18 protein-coding genes and 1 pseudogene are annotated in these 15,236 nt (G+C 41.2%); 11 read left to right on the forward strand and 8 right to left on the reverse strand.

Translation table 11 applies throughout. The features are described from left to right. Both D3222_RS02620 and murJ read left to right on the forward strand, forming a co-directional pair. Positions 1-280: transposase (locus tag D3222_RS02620; RefSeq protein ID WP_198672728.1), on the forward strand; the 280-nt coding region annotated here is incomplete at its 5' end. Between the two features lie 235 nt (positions 281-515). Continuing rightward, complete coding sequence (murJ, locus tag D3222_RS02625; protein WP_118984727.1) at positions 516-2,054, forward strand: murein biosynthesis integral membrane protein MurJ; 1,539 nt, start codon at positions 516-518, stop codon at positions 2,052-2,054. 173 nt (positions 2,055-2,227) lie between these two features. Here murJ and argS read toward each other — a convergent pair whose 3' ends face one another. Together argS and D3222_RS02635 are read right to left on the reverse strand one after the other, a co-directional pair. After that, the gene (argS, locus tag D3222_RS02630; RefSeq protein WP_118984728.1) at positions 2,228-3,958 is read right to left on the reverse strand and encodes an arginine--tRNA ligase; all 1,731 of its coding nucleotides are present in this window, start codon (positions 3,956-3,958) and stop codon (positions 2,228-2,230) included. Positions 3,959-4,312: 354 nt separating this feature from the next. Next, the gene (locus D3222_RS02635; RefSeq protein WP_118984729.1) at positions 4,313-5,050 is read right to left on the reverse strand and encodes a cyclase family protein; all 738 of its coding nucleotides are present in this window, start codon (positions 5,048-5,050) and stop codon (positions 4,313-4,315) included. 453 nt (positions 5,051-5,503) lie between these two features. Between D3222_RS02635 and D3222_RS02640 the strand changes: the two genes are divergently transcribed. The 4 genes from D3222_RS02640 to D3222_RS02655 all read left to right on the forward strand — a co-directional run bounded on the left by D3222_RS02640 (position 5,504) and on the right by D3222_RS02655 (position 8,180). Beyond that, positions 5,504-6,058, forward strand: coding sequence for a cytochrome b (locus D3222_RS02640; RefSeq protein WP_118984730.1), 555 nt, complete (start codon positions 5,504-5,506; stop codon positions 6,056-6,058). Between the two features lie 26 nt (positions 6,059-6,084). Next, complete coding sequence (locus tag D3222_RS02645) at positions 6,085-6,663, forward strand: YceI family protein (protein WP_118984731.1); 579 nt, start codon at positions 6,085-6,087, stop codon at positions 6,661-6,663. 474 nt (positions 6,664-7,137) lie between these two features. Further along, positions 7,138-7,356, forward strand: coding sequence for a hypothetical protein (locus tag D3222_RS02650; RefSeq protein WP_040148939.1), 219 nt, complete (start codon positions 7,138-7,140; stop codon positions 7,354-7,356). Positions 7,357-7,361: 5 nt separating this feature from the next. Further along, positions 7,362-8,180: a hypothetical protein gene (locus tag D3222_RS02655; RefSeq protein ID WP_118984732.1), complete on the forward strand. Its 819-nt coding sequence runs from the start codon at positions 7,362-7,364 to the stop codon at positions 8,178-8,180. A 104-nt stretch (positions 8,181-8,284) separates the two neighbouring features. On the opposite strand, the gene D3222_RS02660 is transcribed toward D3222_RS02655, so the two are convergent. Further along, entirely contained in the window at positions 8,285-8,662 is a 378-nt protein-coding gene (locus D3222_RS02660) for a LecA/PA-IL family lectin (protein ID WP_118984733.1), read from the reverse strand. 797 nt (positions 8,663-9,459) lie between these two features. Here D3222_RS02660 and D3222_RS02665 point away from each other — a divergent pair. Then, positions 9,460-10,023, forward strand: coding sequence for a VOC family protein (locus D3222_RS02665; RefSeq protein ID WP_118984734.1), 564 nt, complete (start codon positions 9,460-9,462; stop codon positions 10,021-10,023). Positions 10,024-10,038: 15 nt separating this feature from the next. On the opposite strand, the gene D3222_RS02670 is transcribed toward D3222_RS02665, so the two are convergent. Together D3222_RS02670 and D3222_RS26590 are read right to left on the reverse strand one after the other, a co-directional pair. Further along, positions 10,039-10,353 (reverse strand): helix-turn-helix domain-containing protein, encoded by a 315-nt coding sequence (locus D3222_RS02670; RefSeq protein ID WP_118984735.1) that lies wholly within the window; start codon positions 10,351-10,353, stop codon positions 10,039-10,041. A 129-nt stretch (positions 10,354-10,482) separates the two neighbouring features. Further along, on the reverse strand, positions 10,483-10,689 hold the full coding sequence (locus D3222_RS26590; protein WP_369973494.1) for an addiction module toxin RelE: 207 nt from the start codon (positions 10,687-10,689) through the stop codon (positions 10,483-10,485). A gap of 88 nt (positions 10,690-10,777) precedes the next feature. On the opposite strand from D3222_RS26590, the pseudogene D3222_RS02680 reads away from it, so the two are divergent. Further along, positions 10,778-10,900: pseudogene (locus tag D3222_RS02680) on the forward strand (VOC family protein); the annotation flags it as partial. Between the two features lie 137 nt (positions 10,901-11,037). Beyond that, complete coding sequence (gene cutC / locus D3222_RS02685) at positions 11,038-11,784, forward strand: copper homeostasis protein CutC (RefSeq protein ID WP_118984736.1); 747 nt, start codon at positions 11,038-11,040, stop codon at positions 11,782-11,784. A gap of 165 nt (positions 11,785-11,949) precedes the next feature. On the opposite strand, the gene cmoB is transcribed toward cutC, so the two are convergent. Both cmoB and cmoA read right to left on the reverse strand, forming a co-directional pair. Then, a complete protein-coding gene (cmoB, locus tag D3222_RS02690; protein WP_118984737.1) occupies positions 11,950-12,921 on the reverse strand; it encodes a tRNA 5-methoxyuridine(34)/uridine 5-oxyacetic acid(34) synthase CmoB in 972 nt (323 codons plus the stop codon). Continuing rightward, a complete protein-coding gene (cmoA, locus tag D3222_RS02695; protein ID WP_118984738.1) occupies positions 12,918-13,676 on the reverse strand; it encodes a carboxy-S-adenosyl-L-methionine synthase CmoA in 759 nt (252 codons plus the stop codon). Before cmoA ends, cmoB begins: the two co-directional genes overlap by 4 nt. A 278-nt stretch (positions 13,677-13,954) precedes the next feature. Here cmoA and D3222_RS02700 point away from each other — a divergent pair, with 278 nt between their 5' ends. Both D3222_RS02700 and D3222_RS02705 read left to right on the forward strand, forming a co-directional pair. After that, the gene (locus D3222_RS02700) at positions 13,955-14,206 is read left to right on the forward strand and encodes a type II toxin-antitoxin system Phd/YefM family antitoxin (protein ID WP_118984739.1); all 252 of its coding nucleotides are present in this window, start codon (positions 13,955-13,957) and stop codon (positions 14,204-14,206) included. Then, positions 14,196-14,477: a type II toxin-antitoxin system RelE family toxin gene (locus D3222_RS02705; protein ID WP_118984740.1), complete on the forward strand. Its 282-nt coding sequence runs from the start codon at positions 14,196-14,198 to the stop codon at positions 14,475-14,477. Before D3222_RS02700 ends, D3222_RS02705 begins: the two co-directional genes overlap by 11 nt. 125 nt (positions 14,478-14,602) lie before the next feature. Here D3222_RS02705 and D3222_RS02710 read toward each other — a convergent pair whose 3' ends face one another. Continuing rightward, entirely contained in the window at positions 14,603-14,998 is a 396-nt protein-coding gene (locus D3222_RS02710) for an MAPEG family protein (RefSeq protein ID WP_118984741.1), read from the reverse strand. Positions 14,999-15,236: the final 238 nt, after the last annotated feature.

Below are 15,236 nucleotides of genomic sequence, written 5' to 3' on the forward strand. Positions count from 1 at the left end.
GGATGGGGCGGGTTACAACAAAGCTCATCTTGTGAAGGAGTGGGCTTATGTTAGCAATATTGAGTTACATTACCTTCCTCCATACAGCCCAAATTTAAACCCGATAGAGCGATTATGGAAGGTCATGAATGAACAGGTTCGAAATAACCGTTATTTCGCTGATAAGCATGAATTTCGAGACAAAGTCTTCAAATTTTTCACCACAACGTTACCTGATATAGCGGACTCGCTGACGTCTAGAATTAACGACCATTTTCAGGTGCTAAAAACTGCATCTTGAAGTTTCTTGGGTATATACCGAATAGATTTCGAGCCGCAGCGCGGCGGCAAGTGAACGAATCCCCAGGAGCATAGATAACGATGTGACTGGGGTGAGTGAAAGCAGCCAACAAAGCAGCAGCTTGAAAGATGAAGGGTATATGCTTTAACTGTCAGTAGCTTAAAGTTAATATGTAACAGTTCGCTGTCGTACAGGCAGTTCGGAAATCAACTAATATGATTTTGAGATAAATACGATGAATTTATTGAAATCGCTGGCTGCGGTTAGCTCTATGACCATGTTCTCTCGGGTTTTGGGCTTTATCCGAGATGCTATTATTGCCCGCATATTTGGGGCAGGGGTTGCAGCGGATGCTTTTTTTGTTGCATTTAAATTGCCTAATTTACTGCGCCGTATTTTTGCGGAAGGCGCCTTTTCTCAGGCATTTGTACCCATTTTGGCGGAATATAAGAACCAGCAAGGTGATGAAGCGACTCGGACGTTTATTGCTTATGTTTCCGGTATGCTGACGTTAATTCTGGCAATTGTTACCGTACTGGGAGTTTTGGCGGCGCCGTGGGTGATTTATGTTACGGCACCAGGTTTTACCGATACCGCCGATAAATTTACTCTGACAACAAATCTGTTAAGAATGACTTTCCCCTATATTTTTCTGATATCACTGGCCTCGTTGGCAGGCGCGATATTAAATACCTGGAATCGATTTTCTGTTCCTGCCTTCGCTCCGACGTTACTTAATATCAGCATGATTGTGTTTGCATTATTTGTCGCCCCTTATTGTAATCCGCCGGTAATGGCGTTGGGTTGGGCGGTTGTCGCTGGAGGGATTTTGCAACTTTTATATCAGCTTCCTCATTTAAAAAAGATTGGCATGCTGGTATTACCACGTATTTCTTTCCGTGACAGTGGCGTATGGCGGGTTATGCGGCAGATGGGGCCAGCACTTTTTGGGGTTTCGGTCAGCCAGATTTCATTAATTATTAATACGATTTTCGCCTCATTTTTGGTGTCCGGTTCTGTCTCCTGGATGTATTACGCTGACCGTTTGATGGAATTACCTTCAGGTGTATTGGGTGTTGCGCTTGGGACAATTCTTTTGCCTTCACTGGCGAAAAGTTTTTCCAGTGGAAATCATGAGGAGTACACCAAATTAATGGATTGGGGGCTGAGGCTCTGTTGTTTGTTAGCGCTGCCTTGTGCTGTTGCTTTAGGTATGTTGGCGGAACCTTTAACAGTTTCTCTATTCCAATACGGTAATTTTACTGCATTTGATGCAGTAATGACCCAAAAAGCGTTAATTGCTTACTGTTTTGGACTGATGGGGCTAATTATTGTCAAGGTGCTGGCACCGGGTTTTTATTCTCGTCGAGATATTAAAACCCCGGTGAAAATTGCGATTGTCACTTTGATTCTGACTCAGCTAATGAACCTTGCCTTTATTGGTCCACTGAAACATGCCGGGTTAGCCCTGTCTATCGGTCTGGCATCTTGTTTCAATGCTAGTATGCTTTACTGGCAATTACGTAAGAAAAATATTTTTAAGCCGTTAGCGGGTTGGGGGGGGTTCTTATTTAAACTGGTTGTGGCAATTGCGGTAATGATTGCCGTATTAGCTGTTACTTTGTGGTTGATGCCAGCATGGGAGCAGGGGAATATGGCTATGCGCCTGTTGCGATTGATGGTGGTGGTTATCGCCGGGGCAAGCAGCTATTTTGCTGCGTTGGTGCTGATGGGTTTTCGGCTAAAAGATTTTGCCCACCGCGGTTTTCAATAAATTCAGGTGTTCTAGCAGTTATTCAGATTTAGGTAGAGTTTTAATGATTGGAAATTGCTGGGATGCATTTCTTGCTAGGATTGAATACCAGATATAAAAAGATCTTAACAGGCGTGATAGAGAGGGGAATGTCCATATCACGCCAATTCTTCAAACAAGTAACGATTATCCTGTTACATCCGCTCTACCGTCTCAATACCCAATGTATTCAGACCTTGCTTCAATGTCTTAGCGGTCAGGAGCGCCAGTTTCAGGCGGCTTTGACGCAACTCTTCGCTTTCCGCATTGAGGATCTGACAGTGTTCATAGAAACTGGAGAATAGACCAGCCAAATCGTACAGGTAAGCACACATCACATGTGGCGTACCTTCACGGGCGACGGTAGTGATGGTCTCTTCAAATTGTAACAAACGGGTGGCCAAGGTTTGTTCACGATCTTCATTTAGGATAATGGGTAGTGTCAGACTGCTTTCATCGATTTCGGCACGTTTGAAGATGGAAACGACACGAGTGTAAGCATATTGCATATAAGGCGCGGTATTGCCTTCAAAGGCGAGCATATTATCCCAATCGAAGATGTAATCTGTGGTGCGGCTCTTGGAAAGATCTGCATATTTCACGGCACCGATACCGACAGCGGCAACCACTTTTTTCAATTCATCTTCTGGCATATCCGGGTTCTTTTCACGGATAAGGGTGTTGGCACGTTCAATCGCTTCATCCAATAGATCGGTCAATCTGACAGTACCACCGGCGCGGGTTTTAAATGGTTTGCCATCTTTACCCAACATCATGCCGAACATATGGTGTTCTAGTGACACGGATTCTGGTACATAACCCGCTTTACGAACGATGGTCCAGGCTTGCATCAAATGTTGATGTTGACGGGAATCGATGTAGTAAAGAACGCGGTCAGCGTGCAGGGTTTCATAACGGTATTTTGCGCAGGCGATATCGGTTGTGGTGTAAAGATAACCTCCATCCTTCTTTTGGATAATAACGCCCATCGGTTCACCTTCTTTGTTTTTATATTCATCAAGGTAAACTACGGTTGCACCATCGCTTTCTACTGCCAGCCCTTGCTGTTTCAGATCAGCGACAATACCGGGCAGCAGATCGTTGTACAGACTTTCACCCATGACAGAATCTTTAGTCAGCGTGACATTCAGACGATCATAGGTTTGCTGATTTTGGGCCATCGTGATATCCACTAGCTTGCGCCACATGGTACGGCAATATTCATCACCGCCTTGCAGTTTTACTACATAGCCACGGGCGCGGAGGGCAAACTCTTCATCTTCATCGTAATGCTTTTTGGCTTCGCGATAGAAAGCTTCCAGATCGGACAATGCCATATCGCTGGCATTTTCGTTTTGCACTTTTTCCAGATAGGCAATCAGCATACCGAACTGGGTTCCCCAGTCACCCACATGGTTAGCGCGGATAACCTTATGACCGAGGAATTCAAGTGTACGAGCAGCAGCATCACCAATAATCGTGGAGCGCAAATGACCAACGTGCATCTGTTTCGCGACATTGGGGGCGGAATAATCGACAACAATAGTTTGTGGTTTGGCCGGAGTAACGCCCAGCTTTTCATCTTTCAGTGCAGTTTCGATATTTGCTGCAATCCACGCTTTATCAAGGAAAATGTTGATAAAGCCGGGGCCAGCGATTTCAACTTTACTGGCGATACCTTGCAGATCTAGCAGGTTAACGATTTTTTCTGCCAGTTGTCGGGGAGGCATACCCACTTTTTTCGCGGCGGCCATAACACCATTGGCCTGATAATCGCCAAATTGCGCTTTCGCGGATTGGCGGATGTGAGCTTCGCTGTCGGCTGGAGCACCTGCTGCAATCAATGCTTGGCTGACTTTTTCTGAAAGAATCGCCTGAATATTCACCTGGTTACCTTAAATGACGAACAAGAAATAGGTATATTGTAGCAAACAATATCCTTTGCAAAATGGTTCATAAGAAAAAACGGCGGGTTTTATACCATATTCGACACATGACATACCACTTTACTGTTGCTTTGTGCCAAGTTGCGAGGATAAAAAACGCGTTTTCTCGAAAAATCATGATCGTGACTATACCCTATGGATTTTAAGATGCATCGCGACGGCAAGGGAGTGAATCCCCGGGAGCATAGATAACTATGTGACCGGGGTGAGCGAGTGTAGCCAACAAAGAGGCAACTTGAAAGATAACGGGTATATAATGCCGTAATGAATATACGGCATCAGGGAGGGGAGCCGTTATGGGAGTATGGCAAACGAACGAACAGGAAAACCAGAGGCTTTGTTAGGTTTGGCCACGATATTAAAAATGACTGCACCACGTACAGGTACTTGGTCCAAATTAGCTAAAAGTTCTATCTGATAAGTATTTTGTTTTAATACATAATTTTCGCCTAACAATGAATTATTCTTTCTAAAATCTTTAGCGGAGTCGGTATCAAATGTTTCATGCCCAATGGATTTAACATGACGTTCTTCAAATAAGAACTTGAGGGCATCTATTCCCCATCCAGGTATTTGGTTATTGCCAGAATCATCTTTATTATCCATTTTCTCCTGAGATGGCCAGCGTTTACTCCAGTCAGTTCTGAGCGCAACGAAAGTACCCGCCTCAATAATTCCATATTGTTCTTCAAATTTAAGAATATCTTCTTTAGAAAGTGAAAAATTAGGGTCCTGTTTTGCTCTTTCTGATTGATCAAGCACGATTAAAGGTAAAACCAGTTCTTTTAATTCCAGTTCATCCACGGAACGGCTATTAGGAACAAAATGGCAGGGAGCATCAAGGTGAGTCCCATATTGGCCGGGAAAAGAAAATTGCTGAACAAAAAAGCCATCTTTATAATCAAACAGTGTTTTAAACTCGGCTGAATCCAACATAAAAAAGTGTGGAGAATCTTTATCGAAGCTATGTGTCAAATCGACCCATTTTTTCGACTTCAACAAAGTGAGTGCTTGTAAAATGCTATTTGACATAAAAAACCTCATTTTTGATAATTTATTGATGTTATTTTTACCACTATTGCATGATTAATGCTGTAAGATTTGTTGCCGTAAATAGTGATGTTCCTCATGTTTTATTCACTTTTATTGTTCCAATAATGAACATACGACATAAAGGCATAATAGATTTAAAGGCGAAGGCGGGACTCGTCATTTCTGCCTGCTAAGGCTTATGTTAGACTCGTCAGGTACGAGCACAATAATAAAAAAATATATATTATACGTTTTTTTGACATTATTCTTAATGTAATTTATTTTTATCTTGTTGTTATTTAATGTTTTTTATTTTCAGTGAATTTCGTTGATTAAAATTGAAAATCTTTTGCAAATTATTTGTTGAAATTTTTAATAAAAAAGAAATTAATATCGTTTATGATTTAATTAATCCTAAAAAGCTCATCAGCATTGACCTAAAAAGGAACTATTATGCTTTGGAAGAATACTTCTAACCAATTTGGTCATTTATCCGTCCTTTTACACTGGCTGGTTGCATTGGTTGTGTATGGCATGTTTGCGCTAGGACTGTGGATGGTGACGTTGGGGTATTACGATACGTGGTATCACAAGGCACCTGAAATTCATAAAAGCATCGGCATGTTGCTGCTGATAACGATGGTTGTGCGGGTTATTTGGCGTTTTGTTTCTCCACCACCCAAGCCATTAGCCAGTTATAGCCGCCTGATCAGAGTCAGCGCTGTTTTAATGCATATTCTGTTGTATATTTTACTGTTTGGCATTTTTATTAGTGGTTATTTAATTTCGACTGCTGATGGACAGCCGATTTCTGTCTTTGATTGGTTTACTGTGCCAGCCACATTAATGGGGCAGGGCGAACAGGCAGATATTGCCGGAATGATTCATCTTTACCTTGCTTGGGCGGTGGTAATTTTATCACTATTACATGCTGTTGCGGCATTAAAACACCATTTTATTGACCGTGATGCAACCTTAAAACGGATGCTAGGTTTCCGTCCTGAATAATACAAAAGACGATTATGGAGAAGAATATGTTTAAGAAGACATTACTTGGCTTGACAGCAGGCGCACTGTTAATGAGTGCAGGTTCAGCATTAGCAGCCAATTATAAATTTGATATACAAGGCCAGCATGCCTTTATTCAATTCCGTATTCAGCATTTGGGGTATAGCTGGTTATATGGGACATTTAAAGATTTTGATGGTTCTTTCACATTTGATGAGAAAAACCCGGCTGCGGATAAAATTGATGTGACAATCAAAACGGCTAGCTTGGATACTAACCACGCTGAACGTGATAAACACTTGCGCGGTAAGGATTTCTTTAATACAGATAAATACCCTGAAGCAAAATTCACTTCAACAGCAGTGAAAAAAGAAGGGGATAAATATGTTGTTACAGGTGATCTGACTTTAAATGGTGTGACAAAGCCGGTAACACTGAATGCAGAACTATTGGGTGAAGGTAAAGATCCGTGGGGCGGCTACCGTGCAGGTTTTGATGCTTACGGCAAAATCAAATTGAAAGATTTTAATTTCCAAAAAGATTTGGGACCTAAATCACAAGAAGCGGAATTATTGATTTCTCTCGAAGGCGTTCGGGAAAAGTAATACGCTGATTACTTAACTCAGTGGTGTAATTTATTAAGGGCTGCGCATTGCGTGGCCTGTTTTATTGATAGGCAAAACCTTCTTTTCAGTTGATGTCACAGATGGTACTGTTGTTATATACAGTTTTGGTAATTGATTGATTATGCGTGGTTTTTGGGTGGATAAGATCTTATTGCAGCTACATTAACCGAATAAAATATCAATATTGTGTTTTGTTTGGTGAATTACATGATGTTATCAGATTGCTACAAGTATCACTTGCAAGTAAACTTAGTATAGAAACCGAGTGTTTATTGGTCGTTATAATTAAATTATACCCAATGGATTTCAAGATGCATCGCGACGGCAAGGGAGCGAATCCCTGGGAGCATAGATAACTATGTGACCGGGGTGAGTGAGTGCAGCCAACAAAGAGGCAACTTGAAAGATGACGGGTATATGTATTAATAATACGGAGAGTAAGGAGAGGGGGTTATGTCATCATTTACAAAACTTATAGATAAGGCATATGTTTCTCCTGATAAAATTATTAGAGGAACTGCCAAACTGATAAAGCCTGAAAGCGCCGCTACTGAAGACTGCTCTCAGAGGTTGCTGATCAGAAATGACGGCACTGTTATGATTAACAGAAAGAATAGTGATGTGATAGCGGCTTTTGAACATAATATAAAAGCGTTATCAAAGAGAAAATAACTATTATGTGGCCTGTTTTTATTACCTTTGTTTTGATCTGTGGCTATAAATATATTGATAGCGACATACCATCAAAAATTGAGTTACAAAAAGCGCAAGGGTGGAATGCTTACTTTCAAGTGGCTTTAAAAGGCGGTGAGTTTTTGATCGCTGGTTTTGTCATGGCTGTATTTATTGATGTTCTGTTGTATTTAGCAATGTATATTATGAATGTACCTGCATATTTGGGCGCAAAATACACTCAGTTTACATTTGCTACAGACTTGAATGGGCTCAGATATGCCACCGCAAGCTTTTTCTCATGGATTGTAGTTATATCTACGGTTCTTATGAGTATAAGCCAAGCTTCAATCGCTAAAAACAGATCAGAAAACTATGCATACCGGATTAAAGCCATTAGGAATAATGCGAAAAAAGATTCTGTAAATGAATTATTACTAGAATCCTTGGAGTGCGGTCTTCTCGTTATGGTTACTCTCAAATCTCGAAAGGTGTATGTTGGAATGGTTGATGAGGCGAAGTTTTACAATTTCCATACCCATTCAGATGCAATGGTATCAATTATACCATTTATAAGTGGATACCGTGATAAAGATAGCTTATCTTTTACCGTCGAGCATAATTATACGGATATTTATAGTAGAAAAGATATAACATTAAACTCTGAACCATTATCAGTATATCAATTCCGACATATATTACCGATAGACCAAATAGAATCTTTTTCTTTATTTGATGTAGATACTTATATATCGTTTGAAGAAAAACATAGTAAGCATCCATTTGTAGAAAACAATCATAATAATGATGAGGCTGCTGTTTAATGCGGTTTTTTTATCTGCCAAGTGAAATAATGTAATTTTTCACTTGGCATTTATATTAATGAGAATGTTTATTACTTTATTGGTAATACATATTCACGCGGTTTTTATATTACTTCCTTTAGAGGGGAATACCGAGATTCTATTATGACCTCGACTTGAAATTCACCTGAGTTATCGCCAAAAGTGCTCGGTACGTCATTGAATAAAAGTATTAATTCACCATCTACAGGAACTGTTTTATGAAGTACTCCGTTGCCAATTGCAAACTTCTTGTTGGCGATCTTAGCGACGAGAGTGGCTATTGGTGAGGGCTGTGGATTAATAGGTAAAGGGCCATCAGGTGATGAAAATTCCACATTACTACGGCCATATTGCACCCATCCATGCGCAACAACCGAGATTGTATCTCCTTGTTTGAGAATAAGTCCTGTGGGTTTACCGTTTGCAGCATTAGCTGGAACACTTCCTGACCAATTATACATAGTGTTACCTCTGAAATTATGTTTTATAGAAATAGTTTTGTCAAAGATTTTTACATATTTGACTGAAAGAAAATTTATATTTTTATGACGAAATGAGCAATGAAAAACATCATATATTGTGACCTGCGTTAATAACAATAATAATTTTTATAGCGATGATTGATTTAATATTATAATTATTTTTTTTACTTTTGTTTTTCTATATAATCTTAATTTCATTTTGAAAATAAATTTATGGTTATTTTCGATTTAAATGATTATAACGAATAGTTGGAATAAAAGAGAATAATTCCTATTTTTAATTTCCTGATCTAATTATGCCGGAAAACCAGAATTGCTCTTAATTCCTATTATGTGCGGAAATTGTGTAAAATGGTTACATTAAGTTATTGATAGATAATGTTTCTTGCATGGAGCAGTTCAAAGTAGACGTTTCACACATCAGATTGTTGTTGATTTATACCCAATGGATTTCAAGATGGATCGCGACGGCAAGGGAGCGAATCCCCGGGAGCATAGATAACGATGTGACCGGGGTGAGTGAGTGCAGCCAACAAAGAGGCAACTTGAAAGATAACGGGTATATAATATAAGGTATACAGGACGATCTGAGTAAAATAGGGTAATGAGAATTCATGGAGGTTATTGTAAGAGTCGTTGTGTTGGTGCCATCCAATTTCAATTATTACAAATTGAGAGTATCATTCGAGGTTTGAAATGGCGGCAAATTTTTAAAATTCTTAGGCTGTTTGAGGCTAAGGAAAGTGACCAATCTATTGCATCTTAACTGGGATAATATGACACATTTTTCTTCTATTGTTGAATTACAGGATTTAGTGGCTGATCTAGCAATATTTGAGCAAAAATTGGCATGGTTCAAACAGCGGCTTAATTTGAATGTTGAGCCATATCAAGCTGATCATATCTCCTTACGTTGCCACGATATATCTGTAGCGGAGCGCTGGCGTAAAGGTTTTTTGCAATGTGGCGGTTTGATGTCAGAAAGTCTCATTAATGGGCGTCCAATCTGCTTGTTTGATTTAGAACACCCAATCGCGGTGCTTAATTGGCAAATTGATTGTGTTGAATTGCCCTATCCTGGCAAGAAAACCTACTTGCATCAGGGATGGGAACATGTGGAGCTGGTGCTGCCCGTGGCGCCTGAAATGTTGTCAACAGCAGCAAAAGCATTATTACCGCAACCTTTGCCGGCAGGTTTTTCTGTCAAAGAGAGTCAGCCGAAAGGGGAACAAGAGCGGTTGCCTAATCCTACCTTAGCTATCACTGATAGTGAGATCACCGTCAAGTTTCACCCATTTACACTGCGTGAAATTGTTAAAAGTGAATGCCTAGCTACATGAGTTAAAGTGATATCGTTATGTGAGGCTAGCAAGAAATTCTAGTGCCTGCGGGTGGCGATCCACCATTTTAATCAGTAACACAGCTTGTTTATTCGGTTTAGCTCGTCCCTGCTCCCAGTTCTGATATGTCGTCTCACCAGTATGCAGGTACTGGGCAAAAACAGCCTGAGAAATATTCAGTTTACGCCGGATGGATTTCAACTCATCCGGATTGATGGAGGTATCATTTTTTAACCTCCTTTTATGAGTTTTTAATGTGAGTTTGCCTTTATTAGCCTCTTCCCAAGCTTTCATTCCTTCATTGAGTTCTGCAAATAGATCACGGTTCATTTATGCCCCTTTTTTTCTCATTTCTAACATTTTACGCAAGGATTCGCATTGTTCTTTAGTTAAGTCTGACATTTCATCTTTATCGTAGATAGTGAAAAGCATGAATTGCGATTTAGATACCCACCAATATTAAATCACCCGAATACCGCCCCGTTTTCCCTTTTTCCTTCGGGAATCGGTAAAACGCACTTTACGTAACCCGCCAGTATGTTGGATTACGTCCCCCACTGCTGGATTTTCCAGCAACATATTTTGGAAGGTTCGAAACTCCTCATCGCTCAGGTAGTTATGACGATAACGTTCAAAAGGTGGTAGTTCAATAAAAACAGCTTCCATCACTTATCCATCTGTCCCCAACTTGAGTATAATATACACCCAAGTTGGGGATAGTTAAACTGAGTCAGCTTAAAAGGGAAAAAAGTAGTTGCCTAACCCGACCTTGGCTATCACTGATAGTGAGATCACCGTCAAGTTTCACCCATTTACATTGCGTGAAATTGTTAAAAATGAGCACCAGTCAGCAAAATTAACTTTTTCGTCCTTATGATCCAGATAAAAGTTCTGACCTTGTGATTTCCTACAAAGCATCGGCAATAATTAGATGTCATAGTTAGTGAATTGAATTACTGAATCGCTTAGATTCATTGATTGCTCGTTAATAACTGGGTGTCCAAGGAACTTCTGATGACAAAGTTAGAAATTTGTTGTTTTAGCGTAGGTTGCGCATTAATCGCACAACAGGCGGGTGCTGACCGGATAGAGCTCTGTGCCAGTCCGGCAGAAGGGGGATTAACACCGAGTTTTGGTACATTGAAGCAGGCTATTGAGCAATTAACTATTCCTGTATATCCCATTGTACGTCCAAGAGGTGGTGATTTTTGCTACAGTCACTCAGATTTTGAGGTGATGAAAAATGATGTTGCTCAGATCCGTGATATGGGATTTATGGGCGTCGTTTTTGGTCTATTAGATGAAGAAGGGCATATTGATTTGCCCCGTATGCAACAATTGATGGCGCTGTCTGGCGGTATGGCCGTCACTTTTCACCGGGCATTTGATATGTGTTTCAATCCTTATGTGGCTCTGGATCAACTCACTCAACTTGGTGTTAAACGAATTTTGACTTCCGGCCAGCAACAGAATGCTGAATTGGGATTACCTTTATTGAAAGAGCTGCATCAAGCTAGTCAGGGGCCAATTATTATGGCAGGAGCGGGTGTTCGTATGAGTAATATTCATAAATTTATCGATATCGGGTTAACGGAAGTTCACAGTTCGGCAAGCCGGATTATGCCTTCTACCATGACCTACCGCAAAGCAGGGGTGACGATGAGCGCGGACAATGAGGTGGATGAGTTTTCACATTATTGTGTTGATGGTGGTGTAGTAGAAGTAATGAAAGGGATGTTGAGTCTGACTTTATTTGAATAAAATCTATACCCGTCATCTTTCAAGTTGCCTCTTTGTTGGCTGCACTCACTCACCCCGGTCACATCGTTATCTATGCTCCCGGGGATTCGCTCCCTTGCCGTCGCGATCCATCTTGAAATCCATAGGGTATATTACGAACTGGCCCAACCGGGCCAGTTCGTAATGTCAGGGTTTACGGGCGATCAGTACTGCCCGCAGAGGGGCGGGATAATCCTCAATGGTTTTACTGCTATTCGTAGGATCGAGGAAATCAGATAGTGATTCAGTTTTCATCCAATCTGTACGACGTTGTTCTTCCGTGGTTGTGACTGCCTGATCGACAATTTTCACATCAACAAAACCGCACTTCTCCAGCCAGGTTTTTAGCATTTTTGCCGAAGGGATGAAGTAGACGTTGCGCATTTGAGCATAACGTTCACCTGGGATTAAACAGGTCTGTTCATCTCCTTCAACAACCAGACTTTCCAGTACCAGCTCACCATCGGACACCAATTGGTTTTTCAATTGCCAGAGATGGTCAAGAGGAGAGCGGCGGTGATAGAGGACTCCCATCGAAAAGACCGTATCGAAGGCGGCCAGTGCCGGTAATTGTTCAATACCCAGAGGTAAAAGATGGGCGCGTTGATCATTGCCAAGTAACTTTCTGATGGCTTCAAACTGGCAGAGAAAAAGCTGAGTGGGATCGATACCAACGGCAAGTTCAGCCCCTTCGCCGACCACCCGCCACAGGTGATAGCCACTGCCGCAGCCAACATCAAGAATTGTCCGGCCGGTTAATGGAGAAATATGGGGCAGTACTCGATCCCACTTCCAATCTGAACGCCATTCGGTATCAATATTTACACCATAAAGCGCGAAGGGGCCTTTCCGCCACGGCATGAATAGCCGCAATATATTGGTAAGGCAAATTTTTTCACCTGCGGATAGGGGGGGATCGCGTTCCGCGATCACGCCATTTTTCAGGTCTAATTGGGTCGGTGAAATTTCGGGTAGGTTCTCCAGGGTTTTTACCCATGATTTAAAACTGCCGTGCAGGGCCGCTTTTTGCCATTCTTGCAGTTGAGTAGGAAGGCAATTAAGCCAATGCTGGAGGTTATTTTTTGCAATAAGTTGATAAAAATTACCGAAATCGATCATTTATCGGCTCCTTTTATCGCCAGCAGTGAACCAAAGTTGAAACACTGAAACCAGACTTCAACATGGTTAAAACCGGATTGATGGAGACGGGATTTGTGGGTCTCTACAGAATCAGTCAACATTACATTTTCAAGCATGCTGCGTTTCTGGCTGATTTCCAGTTCGCTATATCCGTTGGCACGCTTAAAATCGTGGTGCATGTTAAACAGCAACTCACCAATCTGTTGATCTTCAAAGCTGAATTTCTCTGATAAAACTAAAACACCACCGGGACGTAATCCTTGGTAAATCCGGTTTAGTAAACCTTGTCGATCTTGCGGATTGAGGAATTGTAAGGTGAAATTCAGTACGACCATCGAAGCATTTTGAATATCGATATCAAGAATATCGGCCTCAATGACTTCAACCGGTGTTTGCGCCCGGAAAGCATCAATATGGCGCCGACAGCGTTCCACCATTGCCGGGGAATTATCAACGGCGATAATTTTGCAGTTTTCAGCGACAATATTGCGGCGCATTGCCAGGGTTGATGCACCTAGAGAACAACCCAGATCATAAATTTGACTGTTTGATGTCACGAAACGGCCGGCCAGCATACCAATCATGGAAACAATATTTGAATAACCTGGCACGGAGCGTTGGATCATATCAGGGAAAACTTCGGCTACCCGTTCATCGAAACGCCAGTCTCCCAGATTGGCAATGGGCGTGGCGAACAGGCTATCCCTTTGATGGTAAGGATCTTGATTTGACATAACAGCATTAATTATAAGAAAAAATAGAAGGTGGCATTCTAACAGATGTAAAGCTTGACCTTGAACCAATTTTCTTTGTGTTTAAAAGTAGTGAATAATGGAAGTATTTGAGGAATTTGGGTGTTACACAAAAATCATATCATGGCGCGATCAATCCTTGATTTCATTAGTCAATCAGCGTTAGGGGAGCTTTGGGTTTTATATAAAGAAGTAAAGATGCATTGAAAAGCACTTTTAAATGACCTATTGTTTGCTTACGTAAAAGAGTGAGGTGGCGTATGGCATATCAAATCTTAACAAACTTAGCGGCAAGTATTACCGATTTGAAACGTAATCCAATGGGGACATATTTGCAGGGGGAAGGTGAGGCGGTTGCAATCCTGAATCGGAATGAACCTGCGTTTTATTGTGTGCCTCCTGAATTATTCTCCTACTATCAGGAGCTAGCAGAGGATGCCGCACTAAACAAAATTGCAGATGAACGTTTAGAAAATGCTGAATTTGTTAGTGTGAACCTAGATGATCTATAGTCTGCAATTTGAAAAGCGGGCCTTAAAAGAGTGGAAGAGGTTAGGTCATCCAATTAAGGAGCAGTTAAAGAAAAAATTGGCTGAACGCTTAGAAAACCCTCATGTGCCGTCAGCAAGATTAAGTGGGCGAGCGAACCGATACAAAATTAAATTGAGGTCTTCTGGCTACCGCTTAGTTTATGAAGTGAATGACAATAAGATTATCTTGCTGGTAATTGCTATTGGTAAACGGGCCGGAGATGTGGTTTATACTCTCGCCAATGAGAGGTAAAAAAACCAACACTTGCTCGCTTTGCATATCAACGTTGGAAAGTCTTCCTTACATGGGAAACAGCTATGGTTAGAATAACAGGCAGCAAGGTTTGCTGCCTGTTATTTTAGTGCCAGTGTTATTCGTTAGTAGAAAGAAAATATCTGTTCCCAAGGCAGGTAGTAAATATTCGTCATCACCATTAATACGATTGAAAGATAGGTTGCTACCATGCCTGAACGCCGCCGGTGGAACTCACGGTGGTACAGGCCATAATAATGCAAGACTCTGCCAGTGAGCAGAATCAAACCACAGACATGTATCATCCAGACATTTGAGCCGTTCATCTCCATCATGACCAGCAATAACATAGAGATGGGGATATATTCCACCGCATTGCCGTGGATGCGGATCGCTGTTTGTAGTTCGTAAAAACCGCCATCTCCATATGAGACACGATATTGTGTTCTTAACTTAACCACATCAAAAGACAGCTTAATCAATAATAGTGCGCCCAACACAACATAAAGCGAGCTAACCATTTTTAACTCCATTGCCTAACCGAAATTGGCCAATTAAGTTATGATAAACCCCAAAAATAAAACTGTCGCTATAAATAGATGGGAATTGAAAATAAATTGCCTGATTATCAGACATCGAGCAATGGTATAGCATTGGGATATTACCTGCCCTTATCTCTGAGCGGAATTTCTATTATAATGGCGACCTTTTTTGACACTTCATGATACTTTTCAAGTTCAAGAACGATGCCAAAATTTC

Origin of the sequence: Photorhabdus sp. CRCIA-P01 (assembly GCF_003545805.1) — a bacterium.
In the GTDB taxonomy this organism is placed as follows: domain Bacteria; phylum Pseudomonadota; class Gammaproteobacteria; order Enterobacterales; family Enterobacteriaceae; genus Photorhabdus; species Photorhabdus antumapuensis.